This is a genomic window from Enterobacter sp. BIDMC 29 (assembly GCF_019378755.1).
GTDB classification, from domain to species: Bacteria; Pseudomonadota; Gammaproteobacteria; order Enterobacterales; family Enterobacteriaceae; genus Enterobacter; species Enterobacter ludwigii.
In genome coordinates, this window is record NZ_CP080000.1 from 2,734,101 (window position 1) to 2,756,635 (window position 22,535).

Annotated in this window: 27 protein-coding genes, 1 other RNA gene and 1 other annotated feature; of the genes, 15 read left to right on the top strand and 13 right to left on the bottom strand. The window is 53.3% G+C overall.

Features of this window, described 5'->3' with window-relative positions; all coding sequences use genetic code 11:
* Positions 1-112: 112 nt before the first annotated feature.
* The 4 genes from bamD (at position 113) to pheA (ending at position 2,878) form a co-directional block, all read left to right on the top strand.
* Complete coding sequence (bamD, locus tag JTA15_RS12150; RefSeq protein WP_013098339.1) at positions 113-850, top strand: outer membrane protein assembly factor BamD; 738 nt, start codon at positions 113-115, stop codon at positions 848-850.
* A gap of 267 nt (positions 851-1,117) precedes the next feature.
* On the top strand, positions 1,118-1,459 hold the full coding sequence (gene raiA, locus JTA15_RS12155; protein ID WP_003863162.1) for a ribosome-associated translation inhibitor RaiA: 342 nt from the start codon (positions 1,118-1,120) through the stop codon (positions 1,457-1,459).
* 103 nt (positions 1,460-1,562) lie between these two features.
* Positions 1,563-1,688: a sequence feature (Phe leader region), on the top strand.
* Positions 1,564-1,611, top strand: a complete 48-nt coding sequence (gene pheL / locus JTA15_RS12160) for a pheA operon leader peptide PheL (RefSeq protein ID WP_001386991.1) — start codon at positions 1,564-1,566, stop codon at positions 1,609-1,611. (Overlaps the previous feature by 48 nt.)
* Before the next feature lie 29 nt (positions 1,689-1,717).
* Positions 1,718-2,878 (top strand): bifunctional chorismate mutase/prephenate dehydratase, encoded by a 1,161-nt coding sequence (gene pheA, locus JTA15_RS12165; protein ID WP_219372340.1) that lies wholly within the window; start codon positions 1,718-1,720, stop codon positions 2,876-2,878.
* Here pheA and JTA15_RS12170 read toward each other — a convergent pair.
* Genes JTA15_RS12170 through aroF form a run of 3 tightly spaced genes read right to left on the bottom strand, consistent with a single transcriptional unit; the run spans position 2,875 to position 6,010 of the window.
* A complete protein-coding gene (locus tag JTA15_RS12170; protein WP_014171237.1) occupies positions 2,875-3,747 on the bottom strand; it encodes an SMP-30/gluconolactonase/LRE family protein in 873 nt (290 codons plus the stop codon). The two genes, pheA and JTA15_RS12170, sit on opposite strands and share 4 nt — an antisense overlap.
* 60 nt (positions 3,748-3,807) lie before the next feature.
* Positions 3,808-4,929 (bottom strand): bifunctional chorismate mutase/prephenate dehydrogenase, encoded by a 1,122-nt coding sequence (gene tyrA, locus JTA15_RS12175; RefSeq protein ID WP_014171239.1) that lies wholly within the window; start codon positions 4,927-4,929, stop codon positions 3,808-3,810.
* Between the two features lie 10 nt (positions 4,930-4,939).
* Complete coding sequence (gene aroF, locus JTA15_RS12180; RefSeq protein ID WP_032680469.1) at positions 4,940-6,010, bottom strand: 3-deoxy-7-phosphoheptulonate synthase AroF; 1,071 nt, start codon at positions 6,008-6,010, stop codon at positions 4,940-4,942.
* A 215-nt stretch (positions 6,011-6,225) separates the two neighbouring features.
* Here aroF and JTA15_RS12185 point away from each other — a divergent pair, with 215 nt between their 5' ends.
* From JTA15_RS12185 to JTA15_RS12200, 4 genes are all read left to right on the top strand, one after another.
* Positions 6,226-6,600 carry a DUF2799 domain-containing protein gene (locus JTA15_RS12185; RefSeq protein WP_032680468.1) on the top strand — a complete coding sequence of 125 codons (375 nt, stop codon included), beginning with the start codon at positions 6,226-6,228 and terminating at the stop codon, positions 6,598-6,600.
* 201 nt (positions 6,601-6,801) lie between these two features.
* Positions 6,802-7,290, top strand: coding sequence for a YfiR family protein (locus tag JTA15_RS12190; RefSeq protein ID WP_020883918.1), 489 nt, complete (start codon positions 6,802-6,804; stop codon positions 7,288-7,290).
* Positions 7,283-8,503, top strand: a complete 1,221-nt coding sequence (gene dgcN, locus JTA15_RS12195; protein ID WP_219372341.1) for a diguanylate cyclase DgcN — start codon at positions 7,283-7,285, stop codon at positions 8,501-8,503. Before JTA15_RS12190 ends, dgcN begins: the two co-directional genes overlap by 8 nt.
* A gap of 12 nt (positions 8,504-8,515) precedes the next feature.
* Positions 8,516-9,001 carry an OmpA family protein gene (locus JTA15_RS12200; RefSeq protein ID WP_014171244.1) on the top strand — a complete coding sequence of 162 codons (486 nt, stop codon included), beginning with the start codon at positions 8,516-8,518 and terminating at the stop codon, positions 8,999-9,001.
* A 2-nt stretch (positions 9,002-9,003) separates the two neighbouring features.
* Here JTA15_RS12200 and JTA15_RS12205 read toward each other — a convergent pair whose 3' ends face one another.
* From JTA15_RS12205 to ffh, 7 genes are all read right to left on the bottom strand, one after another.
* Complete coding sequence (locus JTA15_RS12205; RefSeq protein ID WP_219372342.1) at positions 9,004-10,374, bottom strand: PepSY domain-containing protein; 1,371 nt, start codon at positions 10,372-10,374, stop codon at positions 9,004-9,006.
* A gap of 37 nt (positions 10,375-10,411) precedes the next feature.
* The gene (locus JTA15_RS12210) at positions 10,412-10,816 is read right to left on the bottom strand and encodes a DUF2946 domain-containing protein (protein WP_025203431.1); all 405 of its coding nucleotides are present in this window, start codon (positions 10,814-10,816) and stop codon (positions 10,412-10,414) included.
* A gap of 131 nt (positions 10,817-10,947) precedes the next feature.
* Positions 10,948-11,295: a 50S ribosomal protein L19 gene (gene rplS / locus JTA15_RS12215; protein WP_002914145.1), complete on the bottom strand. Its 348-nt coding sequence runs from the start codon at positions 11,293-11,295 to the stop codon at positions 10,948-10,950.
* A 43-nt stretch (positions 11,296-11,338) separates the two neighbouring features.
* Entirely contained in the window at positions 11,339-12,106 is a 768-nt protein-coding gene (gene trmD, locus JTA15_RS12220) for a tRNA (guanosine(37)-N1)-methyltransferase TrmD (protein WP_219372343.1), read from the bottom strand.
* 31 nt (positions 12,107-12,137) lie between these two features.
* A complete protein-coding gene (gene rimM, locus JTA15_RS12225; RefSeq protein ID WP_032670210.1) occupies positions 12,138-12,677 on the bottom strand; it encodes a ribosome maturation factor RimM in 540 nt (179 codons plus the stop codon).
* A 15-nt stretch (positions 12,678-12,692) separates the two neighbouring features.
* Positions 12,693-12,941, bottom strand: a complete 249-nt coding sequence (gene rpsP, locus JTA15_RS12230) for a 30S ribosomal protein S16 (RefSeq protein ID WP_014171249.1) — start codon at positions 12,939-12,941, stop codon at positions 12,693-12,695.
* A gap of 190 nt (positions 12,942-13,131) precedes the next feature.
* Positions 13,132-14,493, bottom strand: a complete 1,362-nt coding sequence (ffh, locus tag JTA15_RS12235) for a signal recognition particle protein (protein ID WP_014171250.1) — start codon at positions 14,491-14,493, stop codon at positions 13,132-13,134.
* Between the two features lie 166 nt (positions 14,494-14,659).
* Here ffh and JTA15_RS12240 point away from each other — a divergent pair, with 166 nt between their 5' ends.
* Together JTA15_RS12240 and JTA15_RS12245 are read left to right on the top strand one after the other, a co-directional pair.
* Positions 14,660-15,451 carry an inner membrane protein YpjD gene (locus JTA15_RS12240; RefSeq protein ID WP_003863130.1) on the top strand — a complete coding sequence of 264 codons (792 nt, stop codon included), beginning with the start codon at positions 14,660-14,662 and terminating at the stop codon, positions 15,449-15,451.
* 18 nt (positions 15,452-15,469) lie between these two features.
* Positions 15,470-16,756, top strand: a complete 1,287-nt coding sequence (locus JTA15_RS12245) for an HlyC/CorC family transporter (RefSeq protein WP_032670206.1) — start codon at positions 15,470-15,472, stop codon at positions 16,754-16,756.
* 51 nt (positions 16,757-16,807) lie between these two features.
* Here JTA15_RS12245 and grpE read toward each other — a convergent pair whose 3' ends face one another.
* Complete coding sequence (gene grpE, locus JTA15_RS12250; RefSeq protein WP_020883911.1) at positions 16,808-17,401, bottom strand: nucleotide exchange factor GrpE; 594 nt, start codon at positions 17,399-17,401, stop codon at positions 16,808-16,810.
* Positions 17,402-17,523: 122 nt separating this feature from the next.
* Between grpE and nadK the strand changes: the two genes are divergently transcribed.
* The 3 genes from nadK (at position 17,524) to bamE (ending at position 20,626) form a co-directional block, all read left to right on the top strand.
* Positions 17,524-18,402, top strand: a complete 879-nt coding sequence (gene nadK / locus JTA15_RS12255; protein ID WP_020883909.1) for an NAD(+) kinase — start codon at positions 17,524-17,526, stop codon at positions 18,400-18,402.
* Positions 18,403-18,487: 85 nt separating this feature from the next.
* On the top strand, positions 18,488-20,149 hold the full coding sequence (gene recN / locus JTA15_RS12260; protein WP_020883908.1) for a DNA repair protein RecN: 1,662 nt from the start codon (positions 18,488-18,490) through the stop codon (positions 20,147-20,149).
* 138 nt (positions 20,150-20,287) lie between these two features.
* A complete protein-coding gene (gene bamE, locus JTA15_RS12265; protein ID WP_014171256.1) occupies positions 20,288-20,626 on the top strand; it encodes an outer membrane protein assembly factor BamE in 339 nt (112 codons plus the stop codon).
* Positions 20,627-20,725: 99 nt separating this feature from the next.
* Here the strand turns inward: bamE and JTA15_RS12270 are convergent, their stop codons facing one another.
* Together JTA15_RS12270 and JTA15_RS12275 are read right to left on the bottom strand one after the other, a co-directional pair.
* The gene (locus JTA15_RS12270; RefSeq protein ID WP_032680464.1) at positions 20,726-21,013 is read right to left on the bottom strand and encodes an RnfH family protein; all 288 of its coding nucleotides are present in this window, start codon (positions 21,011-21,013) and stop codon (positions 20,726-20,728) included.
* Complete coding sequence (locus JTA15_RS12275; RefSeq protein WP_024908332.1) at positions 21,003-21,440, bottom strand: type II toxin-antitoxin system RatA family toxin; 438 nt, start codon at positions 21,438-21,440, stop codon at positions 21,003-21,005. The genes JTA15_RS12270 and JTA15_RS12275 overlap by 11 nt, the downstream gene beginning before the upstream one ends.
* Before the next feature lie 156 nt (positions 21,441-21,596).
* Here JTA15_RS12275 and smpB point away from each other — a divergent pair, with 156 nt between their 5' ends.
* On the top strand, positions 21,597-22,079 hold the full coding sequence (gene smpB / locus JTA15_RS12280; RefSeq protein ID WP_008502505.1) for an SsrA-binding protein SmpB: 483 nt from the start codon (positions 21,597-21,599) through the stop codon (positions 22,077-22,079).
* Positions 22,080-22,168: 89 nt separating this feature from the next.
* Positions 22,169-22,532: a transfer-messenger RNA gene (ssrA, locus tag JTA15_RS12285) on the top strand.
* Positions 22,533-22,535 lie beyond the last annotated feature (3 nt).

Sequence of the window (22,535 nt, forward strand, 5' to 3'; positions counted from 1 at the left end):
CGTTGGGTTTTACGGCTTTGCCGTTTAATATAGTGTGCTATTGTAGCTGGTCTTAATCGGGAGCAGGAACAGAGTTTCTCCCGGACAAACATTTGAGGAAAGTCAAAACGTCATGACGCGCATGAAATATCTGGTGGCAGCGGCCACGTTGAGCCTGGCTTTGGTGGGCTGCTCCGGTTCAAATGAACAGGTCCCTGACAATCCGCCGAATGAAATCTATGCGACTGCACAACAAAAGTTGCAGGACGGTAACTGGAAACAGGCGATAACGCAACTGGAAGCGTTGGATAATCGCTATCCATTTGGTCCGTATTCGCAGCAGGTACAGTTAGATCTCATCTATGCCTACTATAAAAATGCCGATCTGCCGCTGGCTCAGGCAACCATCGATCGTTTCATGCGTCTGAACCCGACTCATCCTAACATCGATTACGTCATGTACATGCGCGGTCTTACCAACATGGCGCTGGACGACAGTGCCCTGCAAGGTTTCTTCGGTGTGGATCGTTCTGACCGTGACCCGCAGCATGCGCGTGATGCTTTCAACGACTTCTCCAAATTGGTGCGCGGCTACCCGAACAGCCAGTACGTCACTGACGCGACCAAACGTCTGGTGTTCCTGAAAGATCGTCTGGCGAAATACGAATACTCCGTTGCGGAATACTATACCCGCCGTGGCGCATGGGTTGCCGTGGTTAATCGTGTAGAAGGTATGTTACGTGATTACCCGGATACACAGGCAACGCGTGATGGCCTGAAGCTGATGGAAAATGCTTACCGTCAGATGCAGATGACCGCACAGGCTGACAAAGTGGCGAAAATCATCGCCGCGAACAGCAGCAACACCTGATATTGCCTCAAAGCAAAACGGCAGCCTTCGGGCTGCCGTTTTTTTATGCGTTCAGAGATCAGCTGAAGCGGTTTAGCCTCAACACATCCTATCAACTATGACCGCAAATCGGGCCTTCCACAAGGTAAATATCACCTCTTCCTGCCCTGCCTCACAAAAAACATTCCCTGACAAAAACCGACAAAATAACGTGATCTAAATCACACATTTTGACATTAGGACAGGTATGCTGGAATCACCAAGACGGAAAGACAAGAGGTAAAATTTATGACAATGAACATTACCAGTAAACAAATGGAAATTACTCCGGCAATCCGCCAACACGTCGCAGACCGTCTCGCCAAACTGGATAAATGGCAAACACATTTGATTAACCCACATATCATCCTGTCCAAGGAGCCGCAAGGTTTCATCGCTGACGCAACTATCAATACTCCAAACGGCCATCTGGTCGCCAGCGCAAAACATGAGGATATGTACACCGCTATTAACGATTTGATCAACAAGCTGGAACGGCAGCTCAATAAAGTGCAACACAAAGGTGAAGCCCGTCGCGCCGCAACGTCGGTGAAAGACGCCAGCTTCGCGGAAGAAGTTGAAGAAGAGTAATCCTTTAAATTGAGTTTACCGCCAACGCGCCTTCGGGCGCGTTTTTTATTGACAGCGTGAAAACAGTACGGGTACTTTAACGGTATCAACGACAGGATGATTTCATGAAACACACACCGTTTTTCTTCGCATTCTTTTTTACCTTCCCCTGATTGGGAGGCGTTTCGTCGTGTGATAAAGAATGCGAAGACGAACAACAAGGCCTCCCACACCGGGAGGCCTTTTTTATTAATAACGATAAACGAGACAGGCAACACTATGACACCGGAAAACCCGTTACTGGACCTGCGAGTGAAAATCAGCGCACTGGACGAAAAATTACTGGCCCTGCTGGCAGAACGTCGCACACTCGCCATCGAAGTGGGAAAAGCCAAGCTGGACTCCCATCGGCCGGTGCGTGATATTGACCGTGAACGCGACCTGCTGGAACGCCTGATTCAGCTTGGCAAAGCGCACCACCTCGACGCCCATTACATCACCCGTTTGTTCCAGCTCATCATCGAAGACTCCGTTCTGACCCAGCAAGCGCTACTCCAGCAGCATCTGAATAAAACGAACCCGCACTCTGCACGTGTCGCCTTCCTCGGCCCAAAAGGCTCTTACTCTCACCTTGCCGCACGCCAGTACGCAGCGCGTCATTTCGAAGAGTTTATTGAAAGCGGCTGCGCAAAATTTGCTGATATTTTCAATCAGGTCGAAACCGGACAGGCGGATTACGCCGTCGTACCGATTGAAAACACCAGCTCAGGCGCCATTAACGACGTGTACGATCTTCTGCAGCACACTACGCTGTCGCTGGTTGGCGAGATGACCATCCCTATCGATCACTGCGTACTGGTCTCTGGCTCAACCGACCTGAGCCAAATCGAGACGGTGTACAGTCACCCACAACCGTTCCAGCAGTGCAGTCAGTTCCTCAACCGTTATCCGAACTGGAAAATTGAGTACACCGAAAGCACTTCTGCGGCGATGGAAAAAGTGATGCAGGCAAATTCCCCGACGGTGGCCGCGCTTGGCAGCGAGGCGGGCGGAGCGCTGTATGGGCTGCAGGTACTGGAACGCAACCTGGCGAACCAGACGCAAAATATCACCCGCTTCGTGGTACTGGCCCGTAAAGCCATCAATGTCTCTGAGCAGGTTCCGGCTAAAACGACGCTGCTGATGGCGACCGGGCAGCAGGCGGGTGCGCTGGTTGAGGCCCTGCTGGTACTGCGTAACCACAACCTGATCATGACGAAGCTGGAATCGCGCCCGATTCATGGTAATCCGTGGGAAGAGATGTTTTATCTGGATATCCAGGCCAACCTGGAATCTGCATCCATGCAGAAAGCCCTGCGTGAACTGGGTGAAATCACCCGCTCAATGAAAGTGCTGGGCTGCTATCCGAGCGAAAACGTCGTGCCGGTTGACCCCACTTAACGTTCGATAAAGCGGCTTTTCTTCATCCCTGCCACGCTAACGGGCAGGGTGAAGATGGCGCCGGAGAGCGGATACTGCGCCACTTCATCCGCATCCATATTTTCCCGCGTGGTCGTGATAAACAGGGTTTTCATATCCTCGCCGCCAAAGCAGACCATCGTCGGACAACGAACCGGCATGCGATGCTCTTCCAGTTGTTCCCCCTGCGGTGAAAAGCGCGCGATACGCCAGCCATCAAACATTGCGCTCCAGTAGCAGCCTTCTTCATCCATCGCAGCACCGTCGGGTATGCCCTCCCCCTCTTTAAAGCGGCGGAATATCTCGCGTTTCCCCGGCTCACCTTGCTCATCAAGCGGCGTGCGGTAGATAACGCCATTTGGCGTGTCAGAGGTGAACATCCACTGTTTGTCCGGGCTGAATGCCAGACCGTTGTGCCCGTGAATATCACACTGGATCACTTTCGGCGTCAGGTCATTATCGATACGCATCAGCATGGCGCCGTTGTAATCCCCCGGCCCCCAGAAGGTTCCCGCATAGAACCGTCCATGATGATCGGTACCTCCATCATTAAAACGCGCCAGTTGCGGGTTAGAGGGGTTATCACACACCTTGCGCTGAAGCAGGCCGTGCTTGTCAGCAAGCCAGATGCCATTGCGCATCGCGACGATAAAGCCGCCACGCTCACGCAGAGCGAAACAGCCTACTTCTTCATGGAAAGAGAGTACCGTGTGTTCCGCGGTGGGCAGATGATAACGGTGGATCTCCCCCTCCAGAATATCTGCCCAGTAGAGCGCATGCTCTTCGGCACTCCACGTCGGACATTCGGGCAGATGCCCGGTGTAATTCAACAGCGGCTGCGGTTCGGCCATAACAGTTCCCCAAAATGAAAAAAGCCAGCATTGCTGGCTTTTAGTATATACATCATCGCATTACTGGCGACTGTCATTTGCCTGACGCAAAAGCGTGCGGCTCTCACTCTGAAAACGTTGTGCATAATCGCCAAACCAGTGCTCGACTTTACGGAAGCTGTCGATAAACGCCTGTTTATCGCCATGCTCCAGTAAGGTGATCGCTTCACCAAACCGCTGGTAGTAACGTTTGATAAGCGCCAGGTTGTTCTCAGAGGACATAATAATGTCGGCGTAAAGCTGTGGATCCTGAGCGAACAAACGCCCGACCATCGCCAGTTCCAGGCGATAGATCGGTGAAGAGAGCGCCAGCAGCTGTTCAAGCTGCACATTCTCTTCCGCCAGATGCAAACCGTAGGCAAAGGTCGCAAAGTGGCGCAGCGCCTGAATGAACGCCATGTTCTGATCGTGCTCTACCGCGCTGATCCGGTGCAACCTGGCACCCCATACCTGAATCTGTTCCAGGAACCACTGATAGGCCTCCGGCTGACGACCATCGCAGTACACCACAACCTGCTTCGCCAGGCTGCCACTGTCCGGACCAAACATCGGGTGCAGGCCAAGCACCGGGCCAGTATGCGCCGCCAGCATCGCCTGCAGGGGGCCATTTTTGACCGATGCAAGGTCAACCAGGATGCAATCTTTCGGCAACGGTGGAAGCTTGCCGATGATCTGCTCCGTCACGTGGATAGGCACGCTGACGATAACCATCCCCGCATCGGCCATCAGCGCTGGCGCGTGTTCCCAGTCCTCTTTTTCCAGAATGCGAACCTGATAACCAGAAAGCGTCAGCATTTTTTCAAACAGACGCCCCATCTGGCCCGCACCACCCACAATAACCACCGGGCGCAGGGACGGACAGAGGGTTTTGAAGCCCTTATCGTTTTCGCTGGAATAGGATTCCCGCATTACGCGACGCAAGACATCCTCAATCAGATCCGGCGAGACGCCCAGCGCCTGGGCCTCTTTGCGCCGCGAGGCCAGCATGGATGCCTCACGCTCCGGGACGTAAATCGGCAGGCCGTATTTGCTTTTTACCTCACCCACTTCGGCAACCAGAGCCATACGGCGCGCCAGCAGGTCCAGCAACGCCTTATCCACTTCATCAATTTGATCGCGTAACGCGGTCAATTCAGCAACCATAACTACCCTCTTAAGCCAGACGCGTCGCCAGCTGGCCGCTTACATCTTTATGGATCTCACGCAGCAGCGCGTCGGTGGTTTCCCAGCTGATGCAGGCATCCGTGACGGATACGCCGTGCTTCATTGCGCTGCGCGGTTGTTCAGATGACTGATTGCCTTCATGAATATTGCTCTCAATCATCAGACCGATAATAGAACGGTTGCCGTCTTTTATCTGTGCCACCACAGATTCCGCAACCGCAGGCTGACGACGGTAATCTTTATTCGAATTACCATGACTGCAATCTACCATCAGTGCCGGGCGCAGTCCCGCCTGCTCCATCTCTTTTTCACACTGTGCCACATCTGCCGGGCTGTAGTTCGGTGCTTTACCACCGCGCAGGATCACGTGACCATCCGGGTTACCCTGCGTTTGCAGGAGGCAAACCTGCCCCGCCTGGTTAATGCCAACAAAACGGTGCGGCATTGCCGCGGCACGCATGGCGTTAATTGCAGTGGCCAGGCTGCCATCGGTACCGTTTTTAAAACCAACCGGCATCGACAGGCCAGACGCCATCTCGCGGTGGGTTTGTGATTCTGTGGTGCGTGCCCCAATGGCAGACCAGCTAAACAGGTCGCCCAGGTACTGCGGGCTGTTCGGATCCAGCGCTTCAGTGGCCAGCGGCAGCCCCATGCTGACCAGCTCCACCAGCAGGCGACGCGCAATTTTCAGCCCTGCTTCCACATCAAACGAGCCATCCATGTGAGGATCGTTAATCAACCCTTTCCAGCCAACGGTGGTACGTGGCTTCTCAAAATAGACGCGCATTACCAGATAGAGGCTATCGCTGACCTCCTCCGCTAATGTTTTAAATCGACGAGCGTACTCAATGGCGGCTTCAGGATCGTGAATAGAACAAGGACCACATACCACCAGCAGGCGCGGATCGCGGCCAGCGATAATGTCTGAAATGGTCTGACGCGAGTGCTCAATTTGAGCCTCCTGCGCGACGCTCAGCGGGAATTCCGCTTTCAGTTGATCCGGAGTAATCAAAATCTGTTCGTCAGTGATATGTACGTTGTTCAGCGCGTCTTTTTGCATGATTGCGATCCTGTAAAGCTCGTTTGCGATAGTTGTTTTTCCTCGAAGAGGTGAAACAACGATACCATAACAAGTAAAGATTTCAATCCAAAATACGTACACTTTTATTTACGAATGCCAATTTATTGCAAAAATCAGCCGCCATATCCGTAAACTTTAAATTACACCCCTTCTTTCCGTTACCAGGCTATGCTGAAGAAAAAAGGAGAATGGCTATGCGTTCAATTGCTCTGGTGCTGTTGTCGCTCATTTTATCGGGTTGCCAAATCAATCCTTATACCTTCCACCCGGACTGGACCAGCCCCAGCTGGTTTGATGCAGGTAAAGAAGACGCCATGAATGGTCTGCCGGTTAAAGATAACCAGACGCTGGCCGATAATTTTAATGATCCACAAGTTGATCGTAGTGAATATCTCCGGGGATATGCAGACGGACAGAAGAAAGTGTGTGAAGAAGGTTTTCTCCACGCCTGGGGATTAGCGGGCAAATCTTTTCCTGCCAGCTGCGATACTGCTGAAAATGCAGCAAAACTGCACGAGTCATGGCAAAAAGGCATGGATGAAAGCATGCGCTCCAGCAGACTTAATTAAGCCTCTTTTTATTCACCGGAATATAACAAAGTGTAGGATTTAGCTTAGGTCGAGGCAGGGAAAATTCTGACATAATGACGGCTTTGGTAAACAATGGTATTCTGCCCACAACTCTTAAGGACATCTATTTCCGGAGCGAAGTGGCGGATTCTGGTGAGAAATTTATTCTTGATCTCTTTTTTCCGACTCACTCTGGTGCTAATGCTGTTCCTTATGGTGGGCGCAGCGGCGGCAGGCACGTTCACCGAAACCGATAAATCGGTACGTTCGATCGTTTCAGGTATTGTGAGCTACACCCGATGGCCGTCACTTTCCGGCCAGCCAAAACTCTGTGTTTATGCTTCTTCTCACTACACGCATGCACTCACCAGCAAGGACGGGCAAAGCGAATTACCTTATACCCCCGTTATTGTGCGTAACGATCAGGAAGCCCTGTCCGCGACGTGTGATGCTATTTATTTCGGGGCGGAATCCCCCGTAAAACAACGTGAATTAATAAGTCAGTATCAGGGCAGAGCATTGCTATTAATCTCAGAGCAAAATCCGGAATGTATTATTGGCAGCGCCTTTTGCCTGATAATTGATCGCAACCATGTCCGGTTTTCCGTCAATCTGGATGCGCTGACTCGCAGTGGCGTGAGAGTCAATCCGGATGTATTAATGCTCGCACGGAATAAGCAGCATGGATAAAGATTTCACTTCAGCGCCACGTCCGACGTTTAAAAGAACACTCAGACGAATCAGCATGATAAGCGTCATCATCACGATGACATTAATATGGCTGCTCCTCTGTTTTGCCTCCGTCGTGACATTAAAGCAATACGCACAAAAGAATCTCGAATTAACCGGCGCCACCATGAGCCACAGCCTTGAAGCCTCCCTGGTGTTCAACGATTCAGTGGCAGCCAATGAAACGCTTGCCGCCCTTGGCAAACAGGGCCAGTTTGCCGTGGCTGAAGTCCTCAACGTGCACAAAAAACGCTTTGCGTACTGGTCGTGGAACCCGGCGGATAACAACGACACTCTGGGCGCACTGGTCAGCCGCTGGCTTTTCCCCGAGCCGATTTCCCAGCCCGTATTCCATAACGGCTCAACGATTGGCGAAATACGCCTTACCGCGCGTGACAGCCTGATAAGCCACTTCATCTGGATGTCGTTTGCCGTTCTCACCGGCTGTATTCTGTTTGCGACGGTGGTCGCACTGACCATTACACAATCCTTGCATCACGGCATGGTTACAGCGCTGCAAAACATTACTGACGTCGTTCATGACGTACGCACTAACCGTAACTTCTCCCGACGGGTGAAAGACGGGCGCATTGAAGAATTTCACCAGTTTGGCGAGGACTTCAACAGCCTTCTGGATGAAATGGAGGAGTGGCAGCTTAAACTGCAGGCGAAAAACGCCCAGCTATTACGCACCGCCATGCACGACCCGCTGACAGGTCTTGCCAACCGTGCGGCGTTTCGTAACAGCATCGCGGCATTAATGAATGACCCCTCAGTAAAAACAAACTCGGCCCTGCTCTTCCTCGACGGTGATAATTTTAAGTTTATTAATGACACCTGGGGACACGCGGCAGGAGACTGTGTGCTGATTGAAGTCGCCAGAAGAATGGTCGAGTTCGGTGATAAGCGCCATCAGTCATACCGCCTTGGCGGCGACGAGTTTGCCATGGTGCTGTACGGCGTCCATTCAGAGCCTGAGGTTCAACATCTTTGTGCTGCCTTATCGCAGCAGTTTATCCGCCCGTTCGAATTGCATAACGGGCAAAAAGCATCAATGTCACTCAGTATTGGCTTTGCTCTGGCGTGGGAAAATGGTTCTGTGGAAGCATTACTGGAGAAAGCCGACCGCAATATGTACCTGGTTAAAAACCAGCGTACAAAAACGATAAATTAGAAGGGAAACGATATGTTAAAGCGATACTTCGCGCCGTTGTTATTAGCCTCAGTCGTGCTGGCAGGTTGCCAGTCACCGCCGCAAGGCAAGTTCACTCCTGAGCAGATTGCGGCGATGAAGTCTTACGGTTTTAACGAACTGAACGGCGACTGGTCTCTTGGCCTGTCAGATACCATCCTGTTTGATAAAAATGACGCCAGGCTGCGTGCGGAAAGTGAAACGCAGATCAAGACCATGGCCTCTCGCCTCGCGGCAACCGGCCTGAACCACGCGCGTATGGACGGTCACACGGACAACTACGGCGAAGAGCGCTACAACGAAGCGCTGTCATTGAAACGTGCAAATGCGGTAGCCGACGCCTGGGCGAAGGGAGCCAATATACCGCGCAGCAACCTCACCACGCAGGGGTTAGGCAAAAAATACCCTGTTGCGAGCAACAGTACTGCAAAAGGGCGCGCTGAAAACCGCCGGGTTGCGGTGGTTATCAGCACGCCATAAGGTTATTTAACCGATGATTCTGCGAGCGACACGCCTGTTGCCGCTCGCCAGCGCAGCCAGTCGACCAGCACAAACAGGGCCAGACTCACACCCATCACCGGCATCGCCAGCCCCAGCAGGACACTCACCATCGCCGTGACGGCTCTTCCCCATCCCGATAGCGCCAGCCAGCTCTGACAGAGCGTCTGAACCGGGTTCACGACCGATTGCGCCGGACGACGCATCCACCACATCCGGTATCCCCAGACGATCAGCACGCACAGGGCAATACCGAACGCGATCAGCAACAGCTGATTGGCCAGCCCAAACAAGATCCCCATGTGGAAATCCACGCCCCAGCGGGTCAGTTTTGCCATTAAGGGGAAATCTTCAAACCGGGTTCTGTCCAGAATGTGCAGGGAGTGCGGATCGACCGCCACCGCGTCGACCTGAGTCGGCCAGCTTCGATCGATTTCCGTCACGGTCCAGGCCTGTTCAGCCGTTTTCGCCAGGCGGATTTCGAGCTTGCTGGCATCTATACCCGCCGTGCGGGCGGCATGCAGGACGTCATCAAAAAGCGTCGGATCCATCACCATCGCGGGCATCATCATCCCGCTATGATGGCCCCGGTGCTCAGCGTGCTCGTCCATGATGGCAGGCACACCGGAGAGCGTAGTATTGACCTGCGGCGTAAGCCAGTTCATCCGGGCACGCAGTGTATCCACGTTACCGCCCGCCCACTGAGACCACGTCAGGCCTGTCGCTGAGAACAATAACATTCCCCCCAGCAACACCCAGCCCAGTGCCACATGCACACGACGGCGGTTCTGGAAACGGTTGTTCATCCGACGTTTTGGTCGGGTGTAAAACCACAGGGCGATTCCACCCAGCGCGGCAACCCACATCCAGGAGGCGGCCAGCTCGCTATACAGACGCCCGACATCGCCAAGCATCAACGAGGTGTGCAGATAATCGATGGTCTGGCGCAACGGCAGAATGCCACTCGTGCCGTACACCGTCATATCGCCCCGCACCTCAAGGCTCACGGGATCCACAAAGATAGCGCGGTTCTCCGACGGGCCAAGCGCCGGGTCAGCGAACATCACGCGGGTAGTATCACCGTCAACCAGCCCCGGACGAACGGCATGCAGGCGCAGATCTGAACCCACGGTTTTTTCCGCCACGGCAATCTGCTCGGCCAGAGGCCGTGCCTCTCCCACCGAATCCGTGTGCAACGCGTGCCGGTAGAGCGTGTTTTCCAGCTGCGGCGTCGCCACATACAGCGTACCGGTCAGCGCGGCGAAGAAGATAAACGGGCCAACAAACAGCCCGACATAGAAATGGAGTCGACGCAGCAGGTTTCCCCATGCCGCGCGCGGAGTGCAGGTAGTCATACTTTTCCTTTTTAAGGCAAAAAGTTATCGATTTTTTTTAAAGGGAAAAAGCAGACTGCCGCGGCGGCGCGCGGGTATCAGGAAAGAGCCAGGGGAAAAAGTGCCAGTGGCTGACCGGCGGTTGCGGCGGTGTAACGCGGCTCCTTTGCAGTACGACACTGAGCAGTACAATCAGCGCCAGCATCACGCCCGGCACATGCGCTAAGAGTACACAGTAGCCACACGCTTCCGCATGGTCGACGGGCATCGAGTGCGGCATATCGCCATGGTGCTCATCCATCGACATCATGCTCATGTCATGATGCATTCCCGGCATGGCGCTCATGGGATCTTTTTGCAGCGAGATGGAGATAAGCGGCGCAACCACGATCAGCAGGATCGCAAACAGCGCGGTCAAAGCCGCTGCGCGTTTCCAGTTATGCCGATGCAGTACGTTATCCACTTTCCCTCCCGTTAAGAGGCCAGCATTGTAAATGATTTATGACGAAAGGGTTAATGCGAGAGGTGCGATGGAATAAAAAAGGGCCAGCCTTTCGGCCAGCCCTTTTTAACAGGATGTCGCTTAAGCGAATCTTAGTTCAGACGCTCTTTAATACGAGCAGACTTACCAGTACGCTCACGCAGGTAGTACAGTTTAGCTTTACGTACAGCACCACGACGTTTAACAGCAATGCTGTCAACTACCGGAGAGTGAGTCTGGAAGACACGCTCAACGCCTTCGCCGTTGGAAATTTTACGAACAGTGAATGCAGAGTGCAGACCGCGGTTACGAATAGCGATAACCACGCCCTCGAATGCCTGCAGACGTTTTTTGGAACCTTCAACAACCCATACTTTCACTTCCACGGTGTCACCTGGACGGAAGGAAGGTACGTCCTGCTTCATCTGCTCTTGTTCAAGTTGCTTAATAATGTTGCTCATAATTTAATCTCTTATCCTGGGTAAACTGATATTCGGGAGCGTATTACGCATTCCCATCATGTTCATGCTGCTGTCGCGCGTGTTCTTTTTTGAACTCGGCCAGCAACTTTGCTTGCTCTTCAGTCAGAGCCAGGTTTTCCAGAAGTTCAGGTCTTCTAAGCCAGGTTCGGCCCAGCGACTGCTTCAAACGCCAGCGACGTATCTCAGCATGGTTTCCTGACAGTAACACCGCCGGTACTTCCATCCCTTCTAACACTTCAGGACGAGTATAGTGTGGACAGTCCAGCAACCCATCAGCAAAGGAATCTTCCGTTGCCGAAGCTTCATGGCCCAGTACACCCGGAATGAACCGGGCAACGGAGTCAATCAGCGCCATCGCTGGTAACTCACCACCGCTGAGTACGTAATCGCCGATAGACCATTCTTCGTCAATCTCGGTTTGAATTACGCGCTCATCTATCCCTTCGTAGCGACCACAGACCAGAATCAATTTTTGATTCGTCGCCAGTTCGCTGACGCCCGCTTGATCAAGCTTGCGTCCCTGAGGTGACAGATAAATCACCTTCGCGCCTTCACCTGCCGCGGCTTTTGCTGTGTGAATGGCGTCCCGTAAGGGTTGCACCATCATTAACATCCCCGGTCCGCCGCCGTAAGGACGATCGTCCACGGTACGGTGCCGGTCATGCGTAAAGTCACGAGGACTCCAGCTCTGGATGTTCAGCAGGCCATTCTTTACTGCCCGGCCAGTTACCCCGTAATCGGTAATCGCGCGGAACATTTCAGGAAACAGGCTAATTATGCCAATCCACATAGCGCCGTCTTTTACCGTTTATCCGGAGAATTTAAAAACCAGGATCCCAATCTACTTCAATCGTTTGAGTAGCGAGATCGACTTTCTTGATAACCTGTCCATCGAGGAACGGAACCAACCGCTCCTTGATGCCAAATGCATCTTTCAGGTTTGCCCTAATGACGAGAACGTCATTTGACCCGGTTTCCATCATGTCGATGACTTTCCCCAGGCTATAACCTTCAGTGGTGACCACCTGGCAACCCATAAGGTCTTTCCAGTAGTAGTCGCCCTCTTCCAGCTGCGGCAACTGCGACGAATCCACGATAATTTCACAATTAGTCAGTGCATTCGCGGCATCACGATCGTCAATGCCTTTCAGCTTGATGATGATGTCCTGATTGTGGTGACGCCAGCTTTCCAGCTCGACCTCTTCCCACTTACCGGCTTTCTGGATAAACCAGGGCTGGTAATTAAAAATGCTATCAGCGTCTTCAGTGGAGGAAAACACTCTGAGCCAACCACGAATACCGTAGCAAGAACCCATTTTGCCCAATACAATCGGTTCAACAGGTGCTTTATTGCTCATCATGACCACCGTGACAGATTAAGCTGCTTTGTTTGCTGCTTTGATCAGCGTAGCAACGCGATCGGAAACAGTAGCGCCCTGGCCAACCCAGTGAGCGATACGATCCAGATCCAGACGGGTTTCTTCTTCAGAACCAGAAGCGATCGGGTTGAAGAAACCAACGCGCTCAATGAAGCGACCGTTGCGTGCATTACGGCTGTCAGTAACAACAACCTGGTAGAACGGACGCTTTTTAGCGCCGTGACGTGCTAAACGAATAGTTACCATAACATCCTCTTGTGTGAATAAAACAACCGGGCCCCATCGAGGAACGGAGCCCGGGTGTCATATTAAAAGCCCGAAAATTTTACTGATTTCTGGGGAAAATGCAATCAGCAGTTAAAACTCTGCTGCAAAACACGGCCAGGGTGTGCTTTTCGGGCACACCCTGGCATCAAAATAGCCAGCAGCCAGGCGATTAACGGCCAGGGAATCCTGGCGGCATCATGCCCTTCATGCCACGCATCATCTTCGCCATGCCGCCTTTCTTCATTTTCTTCATCATGCGCTGCATGTCGTCGAACTGTTTCAGAAGGCGGTTTACGTCCTGCACCTGCATGCCGCAACCAGCTGCGATACGGCGTTTGCGGGACCCTTTGATGATGTCCGGGTTAGCACGTTCCTTGAGGGTCATCGAGTTGATGATCGCCTCCATACGCACCAGCACCTTGTCATCCATCTGCGCTTTTACGTTGTCAGGGATCTGGCCCATGCCCGGCAGTTTGCCCATCAGGCTTGCCATGCCGCCCATGTTTTTCATCTGACGCAGCTGCTCAAGGAAATCGGTCAGGTCAAAGCCGTCGCCTTTTTTCAGCTTGCTGGCCAGCTTCTCAGCCTGGGCGCGGTCAACCTTGCTCTCGATATCTTCGATAAGCGACAGCACGTCACCCATGCCGAGGATACGGGAGGCGATACGGTCCGGGTGGAACGGCTCCAGCGCTTCGGTTTTCTCACCCACGCCGAGGAATTTAATCGGCTTGCCGGTGATATGACGAATCGAAAGCGCCGCACCGCCGCGGGCGTCACCGTCCACTTTGGTCAGCACTACGCCGGTTAACGGCAGCGCTTCGTTAAACGCTTTCGCGGTGTTCGCCGCATCCTGACCGGTCATGGCGTCAACAACAAACAGGGTCTCTACCGGATTGATAGCGGCATGCACCTGTTTGATCTCATCCATCATCGCTTCGTCAACGTGCAGACGACCGGCGGTATCCACCAGCAGCACGTCGTAGAATTTCAGCTTCGCCTCTTTCAGCGCCGCGTTAACGATGTCGACAGGCTTCTGGGCAACGTCAGACGGGAAGAAATCCACGCTGACCTGCTGCGCCAGGGTTTCCAGCTGTTTAATCGCCGCCGGGCGATAGACGTCCGCAGAAACGACCAGCACTTTTTTCTTGTGCTTTTCACGCAGGAATTTACCCAGCTTACCCACGCTGGTGGTTTTACCCGCACCCTGCAGGCCCGCCATCAGCACGACGGCCGGCGGCTGTGCCGCCAGGTTAAGCACCTGGTTCTCTTCGCCCATCGCCGAAACCAGTTCGTTACGGACGATTTTGACGAATTCCTGACCCGGGGTCAGGCTCTTGTTAACTTCATGACCAACCGCCTTCTCTTTAACGCGGTTGATAAAATCACGAACAACCGGCAACGCGACGTCTGCTTCCAGCAGCGCCATGCGCACTTCGCGCAGCGTTTCCTTGATGTTGTCTTCGGTAAGGCGTCCGCGGCCGCTGATGTTGCGCAGCGTGCGCGACAAACGATCGGTTAAATTATCAAACATTGTCTCTCGCCTGAGTAGAAACGTTGGGTCGCTGGCAGCGACACATACACAGAATTTTGCCGGAGTATAACATGAAGGCGGCTTTGTTGTTATGCAACGGTTGGAGCAGGCGTCACGTAACGTTATACTGCTTCTCTTTCTTATTAAGACAACTGTCGATGCCTATATGCCTGTTTTCGCACTGATCGCCCTTGTTGCCTACTCTGTCAGCCTCGCGCTGATCATTCCTGGACTGCTGCAAAAAAACAGCGGCTGGCGACGCATGGCTATTCTTTCGGCGGTGATCGCACTGATAAGCCATGCGTTCGCGCTGGAATCGCGCATTATCCCCGGCGATGGCAGCGTACAGAACCTGAGCGTGCTCAACGTCGGCTCGCTGGTCAGCCTGATGATCTGTACGGTGATGACCATTGTCGCCTCTAAAAACCGTGGCTGGCTGCTACTGCCGATTGTGTATGCCTTCGCGCTGATCAACCTGGCCCTGGCCACGTTTATGCCCAATGAGTTTATTACGCATCTGGAAGCGACGCCGGGAATGCTGGTGCATATCGGCCTGTCACTCTTCGCTTATGCAACGCTCATTATCGCCGCGCTCTATGCCATGCAGCTCGCCTGGATTGACTACCAGCTGAAAAACAAAAAGCTGGCCTTTAACCATGAGATGCCGCCGCTGATGGTGATTGAGCGTAAGATGTTCCACATCACGCAGGTTGGTGTCGTGCTGCTGACGTTAACGCTGTGCACGGGCTTGTTTTATATGAAGAACCTGTTCAGCGTAGAGAATATCGATAAAGCGGTCCTCTCCATCATCGCGTGGTTTGTCTATATTGTCCTGTTATGGGGCCATTATCATGAAGGCTGGCGCGGTCGTCGCGTGGTCTGGTTCAACGTCGCGGGCGCGGGCATTCTCACCCTTGCCTATTTTGGCAGCCGCTTCATACAGCAATTTGCTGGCTAAGTAACAAAGGAGTTCCCCCTGGAACACATCTCTACCACCACGCTGATCATTACCCTGATCGTCATGGTGGTCATCTCCGCCTATTTCTCCGGCTCGGAAACCGGCATGATGACCTTAAACCGCTACCGGTTACGTCATCGTGCTAAACAGGGTAACCGTGCCGCCCGTCGCGTCGAAAAACTGCTGCGTCAACCGGATCGTCTGATCAGTCTGGTGCTTATCGGTAACAACCTCGTCAACATTCTTGCCTCTGCACTCGGTACCATCGTCGGGATGCGCCTGTACGGCAACGCCGGCGTCGCCATTGCCACCGGTGTACTGACGTTTGTGGTGCTGGTGTTTGCAGAAGTGCTGCCTAAAACCATCGCCGCGCTCTACCCGGAAAAAGTGGCCTACCCCAGCAGCTTCCTGCTGGCACCGCTGCTGATCCTGATGATGCCGCTGGTCTGGTTACTGAACATGGTGACGCGTGTCCTGATGCGGATGATCGGTATCAAAGCAGACGTCACCATCAGCAGCGCGCTCAGCAAAGAAGAGCTGCGCACCATCGTGCATGAATCACGCTCGCAGATCTCCCGGCGTAATCAGGACATGCTGCTGTCGGTACTGGATCTGGAAAAGGTCAGCGTTAACGACATCATGGTGCCGCGTAACGAGATCGTCGGCATTGATATCAATGACGACTGGAAAGCCATCGTCCGCCAGCTGACCCACTCCCCGCACGGGCGCATCGTGCTGTACCGCGACTCTCTGGACGATGCCATCAGCATGCTGCGCGTGCGCGAAGCTTATCGTCTGATGACCGAGAAAAAAGAGTTCACCAAAGAGGTGATGCTCCGCGCCGCCGACGAAATTTATTACGTGCCGGAAGGAACGCCGCTCAGCACCCAGCTGGTGAAGTTCCAGCGTAACAAGAAGAAGGTCGGCCTGGTGGTCAATGAGTACGGGGATATTCAGGGGCTGGTGACGGTTGAAGATATTCTGGAAGAGATTGTTGGCGACTTTACCACCTCAATGTCCCCTTCCCTTGCGGAAGAAGTCACCCCGCAAAACGACGGCTCGGTGCTGATCGACGGTAGCGCGAACATTCGCGAGCTCAATAAAGCCTTTAACTGGCATTTACCGGAAGATGAAGCACGCACCATAAACGGGATGATTCTGGAAGCACTGGAAGAGATCCCGGCGGCGGGCACGCGGGTGCGCATTGAGCAATACGATATTGATATCCTGGACGTGCAGGACAATATGATTAAGCAGGTGAAAGTCCTGCCGGTAAAACCGATTCGGGAAAGTATTGCTGAGTAGAGAGTAGGCCGGGTACGGCGCAAGCCGCCACCCGGCACTACAGATGGCAAATTACGCTTTCGCTTTCGCCACGGTAACCATTGCAGCACGAATGGTACGACCGTTCAGGGTATAACCTTTCTGCATCACGCCAAGCACTTTACCGGCTTCAACGTCTTCTGATTCCACCATCGCAATCGCCTGGTGCACGTTTGGATCCAGCGGAACGTTGGTATCGCCAACCACTTCCACGCCAAACTTACGTACCACATCCAGCATGGATTTCAGCGTCAGTTCGATACCTTCGATCATCGCGGTGTTGTCCGGGTTAGCTTTATCAGCCACTTCCAGTGCGCGATCCAGGCTATCAATCACCGGCAGCAGTTCGTTGATAAATTTCTCCAGCGCAAATTTATGCGCCTTCTCAACGTCCTGCTCGGTACGACGGCGCAGGTTTTCCATTTCCGCCTTGATGCGCAGAACACTGTCGCGTTCGCGATTCTGTGCTTCTACCAGCTGAGCTTCCAGATTCGCAATTTTTTCATCGCGCGGGTCCACCTGCTCAGCAGATGCGTCCGGCTCTACAGCCTCAACATCATCGTGCTGTTCCGTGATAATTTCTTCAGGGGCTTGCCCCTCAGGCGTTTTCTGTTCTTTACTACTCATGAATTTCTCCGCGTTTTTCTGCATTCATATCGCTAACTTCGCTTATTATGGGGATCAGTTTCCGGGATTCAAGGGAACAAGACAGATTGTCATCATTCATCAGGCACAAGGACCTCCAGAAAATGAATAATCATTTCAGGTGTATTGGGATCGTCGGGCATCCGCGTCACCCTACCGCATTGACGACACATGAAATGTTGTATCGCTGGCTGTGTAGCAAAGGCTATGAAGTGATGGTCGAGCAGCAGATTGCCCAGGAGCTGCAGCTGAAGAGCGTCAAAACCGGCACGCTGGCGGAAATTGGCCAGCAGGCGGATCTCGCCGTGGTGGTCGGTGGCGACGGCAATATGCTCGGCGCGGCCCGAACGCTCGCGCGTTATGACATCAAGGTCATTGGTATCAACCGCGGCAATCTCGGCTTTCTGACCGACCTCGATCCGGACAACGCCCAGCAGCAGCTGGCCGACGTGCTGGAAGGTCATTATATCAGCGAAAAACGCTTTTTGCTGGAAGCGCAGGTGTGTCAGCAGGACTGCCAGAAGCGCATCAGCACCGCGATTAACGAAGTAGTGCTCCATCCCGGCAAAGTGGCGCACATGATTGAGTTCGAAGTCTATATCGACGAAATCTTCGCCTTCTCGCAGCGTTCTGACGGGCTGATTATCTCCACGCCGACAGGGTCGACTGCCTACTCGCTCTCTGCGGGTGGCCCGATCCTCACCCCTTCACTGGATGCCATCACTCTGGTGCCGATGTTCCCGCACACGCTCTCCGCGCGTCCGCTGGTGATCAACAGCAGCAGCACCATTCGTCTGCGTTTCTCGCACCGCCGTAACGATCTGGAGATCAGCTGTGACAGCCAGATTGCGCTGCCTATTCAGGAAGGTGAAGATGTTCTCATTCGTCGGTGTGATTACCACCTGAATCTTATTCACCCGAAAGATTACAGTTATTTCAATACATTAAGCTCGAAGCTTGGCTGGTCAAAAAAATTGTTCTGATTTTGCATCCAGTACTTTACTGTATATAAAACCAGTTTATACTGTATGAAAACACAGTTATGGTTTTTCATACAGGAAAACAATTATGCTGGCACAACTGACCATCAGCAACTTTGCCATAGTTCGTGAGCTTGAGATCGATTTCCACAGCGGCATGACGGCGATCACCGGGGAAACCGGTGCGGGTAAATCCATTGCCATAGATGCCCTCGGCTTGTGCCTCGGCGGCCGTGCAGAAGGTGACATGGTGCGCAGGGGGGCAAACCGTGCCGATCTCTGCGCTCGCTTCTCCCTGAAAGATACCCCTGCCGCCCTGCGCTGGCTCGAAGAGAACCAGCTGGAAGACGGACGTGAGTGTTTACTTCGTCGCGTTATCAGCAGCGATGGTCGTTCCCGCGGCTTTATCAACGGCACTGCAGTCCCGCTTTCCCAGCTTCGCGAACTCGGCCAGTTACTCATTCAGATCCACGGCCAGCACGCGCACCAGCAACTCATTAAACCGGAGCAGCAGAAAGCGCTGCTTGATGGCTATGCCGGTGAGTACGCACTTACTCAGCGCATGGCGGAGCACTATCGCCAGTGGCATCAAAGCTGTCGTGAGCTTGCCCAGCACCAGCAGCAAAGCCAGGAGCGTGCCGCCCGCGCTGAGCTTCTGGAATACCAGCTTAAAGAACTCAACGAATTTAGCCCGCAGGCGGGTGAATTTGAGCTTATCGACGAAGAGTACAAGCGCCTGGCCAACAGCGGTCACCTGCTCTCAACCAGCCAGAATGCCCTTAACATGCTGGCTGACGGTGAAGACGTGAACCTGCAGAGCCAGCTGTATAATGTTCGTCAGCTCATCACCGAGCTGGCCGGCATGGACAGCAAACTCTCTGGCGTACTGGATATGCTGGAAGAGGCCGCGATTCAGATTTCAGAAGCCAGTGACGAACTGCGCCACTACTGTGAACGTCTGGATCTCGACCCGAACCGTCTGTTTGAACTGGAGCAACGCATCTCCCGTCAGATCTCGCTGGCGCGTAAGCACCACGTTACGCCAGAAGAGCTGCCTGGCTACTATCAGTCCCTGCTTGATGAACAACAGCAGCTTGACGATCAGGCTGACTCGCTGGAAACCTTGTCACTGGCGGTGAACCTGCACCATGAACAGGCGCTGACGACGGCGAAACAGCTGCATGAGATCCGTCAACATTACGCCCAGGAACTGAGCCAGCACATCACCGACAGCATGCACACGCTGGCGATGCCGCACGGCGTATTCACCATCGATGTCCGTTTCGAAGAGAACCATCTGACGGCGGAAGGTGCGGACCGTATCGAATTCCGCGTCACCACCAACCCGGGGCAGCCGTTGCAGCCCATCTCTAAAGTGGCTTCCGGCGGTGAACTGTCGCGTATCGCGCTGGCGATTCAGGTGATTACCGCACGTAAAATGGAAACCCCGGCGCTAATTTTCGATGAAGTGGATGTGGGGATCAGCGGCCCAACAGCGGCAGTCGTCGGCAAACTGTTGCGCCAGTTGGGTGAATCAACGCAGGTCATGTGTGTTACCCACCTGCCGCAGGTGGCCGGGTGTGGTCATCATCACTTTATCGTCAGCAAAGAAACTGACGGTGAAATGACAGAAACGCATATGAAGCCACTGGATAAACGCGCACGTCTGCAGGAGCTGGCACGCCTGCTGGGCGGCAGTGAAGTCACGCGAAATACGCTCGCGAACGCGAAAGAACTGCTGGCGGCATAAACTTTTTCGGGATCTCAGGGTCATAGAGAACAACAAAAACGCCGCCAGACCGGTTTCAAAGTGGGGCAAGGTCTATTATCATCGGCATATAACATATGAGCCGCGTTCTGCTCGGGCCCGAAAAGGAATCAAATCACTATGCGTTGTAAAATGCTGACCGCTGCCGCAGCGGTTCTTCTGATGTTGACCGCAGGCTGTTCCACTCTGGAGAAAGTGGTTTACCGTCCTGACATCAACCAGGGGAACTACCTTACCCCTAACGATGTGTCCAAAATCCGTGTGGGGATGACACAACAGCAGGTCGCTTATGCACTTGGAACCCCAATGATGTCCGATCCGTTCGGCACAAACACCTGGTTCTATGTATTCCGTCAGCAGCCGGGCCATGAAGACGCGTCCCAGCAGACCCTGACGCTGACCTTCAGCAGCGCCGGTGTGTTGACCAACATCGACAACAAGCCTGCCCTGACCAAATAATCAGGTGTCAGAGATGCAAAAAGGTGCTCAATGAGCACCTTTTTTGTCTTCCTTCATCACCCTCGCCCCTTTGAGAACAGGCTTAAGGTGAGGAGCGAACTACTTACCCGATTTCTCCGCACGCTGGCGACGCAGCTCTTTCGGGTCGGCAATCAGCGGGCGATAAATTTCGACCCTGTCACCCTCATTCACCACATCAGCCAGTTTGACCGGACGGCTGTAAATGCCGACTTTATTTTTCGCCAGATCGATGTCACGACGAAGCTCAAGGATGCCAGAAGCGCGAATAGCCGCCTCAACGGTCGCACCTTCTTCCAGCATCACACGCTGCAGATATTGCTTCTCCGGCAGCGCATACACCACCTCGACAGCTATCTTATGCGACACTGTAAACCTCTTTGGCGCGGGTCGTGAAAGCCTGAACCATATTCGAGGCCAGCTCTTTAAAGATGCGGCCAAACGCCAGCTCAATCAGTTTATTGGTAAACTCAAAGTCCAGCTGGAACTCGATGCGACAGGCATCAGCGCTGAGGGGGGTAAACTTCCAGCCACCCATCAGGGTTTTAAACGGACCATCTACCAGATGCATCAAAATACTCTGATTGCTCGTCAGCGTATTGCGGGTGGTGAACGTCTTGCTGATCCCCGCTTTGGAGACATCGACCGCCGCCGTCATCTGCGTCGGGCCAGACTCCAGCACTCGGCTCCCGGTACATCCCGGAATAAATTCTGGATAAGACTGAACGTCGTTCACTAACTGATACATTTGTTCCGCGCTGTATGGAACAAGCGCAGTACGGCTAATCTGAGGCATAGCATTTCCCATGGTCACACAACCGACAAATAATAACATTTATCACCTGTTAAAAAAACGCTAAGCCTCATCTCGTGCTAATATAGCGCGTTAGACCTCACAGGACGCAATGAGGTGACTTTTTGAAATCAGATTACCGATGGCTTTACGATACTTATGACGAAGAAAAAAGCACATAAACCAGGCTCGGCGACCATTGCGCTCAACAAGCGTGCTCGCCACGAGTATTTTATTGAAGAAGAATTCGAAGCTGGCCTTGCATTGCAGGGCTGGGAAGTAAAATCGCTGCGCGCCGGGAAAGCCAACATCGGTGATAGCTATGTGATCCTGAAAGATGGCGAAGCCTTCCTGTTCGGTGCCAACTTCACGCCGCTGACCGTCGCCTCGTCACACTACGTGTGTGACCCAACGCGTACCCGTAAGCTGCTGTTGAACAAGCGCGAACTGGAGTCCCTTTATGGGCGCATTAACCGTGAAGGCTTCACCGTGGTTGCCCTGTCGCTGTACTGGAAAAATGCCTGGTGCAAAGTGAAAGTTGGCGTCGCGAAGGGTAAAAAACAGCACGACAAACGTACCGATCTGAAAGAGCGCGAATGGCAGCTCGACAAAGCACGTATTATGAAAAACGCAGGACGTTGATTCTGCGCACTTATTGTACTATTCAATAAGTTAGCGTTCCGGGCTGGTATCCAGGATCTAAAATCTGGTATACTCAGTTCAACACTATTGGGGCTGATTCTGGATTCGACGGGATTTGCGAAACCCAAGGTGCATGCCGAGGGGCGGTTTGCCTCGTAAAAAGCCGCAAAAAAATAGTCGCAAACGACGAAAACTACGCTTTAGCAGCTTAATAACCTGCTCTGAGCCCTCTCTCCCTAGCTTCCGCTCTTAAGACGGGGATTCAAGAGAGGTCAAACCCAAAAGAGATCGCGTGGAAGCCCTGCCTGGGGTTGAAGCGTTAAAACTAATCAGGCTAGTACGTTAGTGGCGTGTTTGTTCGCAGCTGGCGTGCGAATGTAAAGACAAACTAAGCATGTAGTACCGAGGATGTAGAAATTTCGGACGCGGGTTCAACTCCCGCCAGCTCCACCAAAT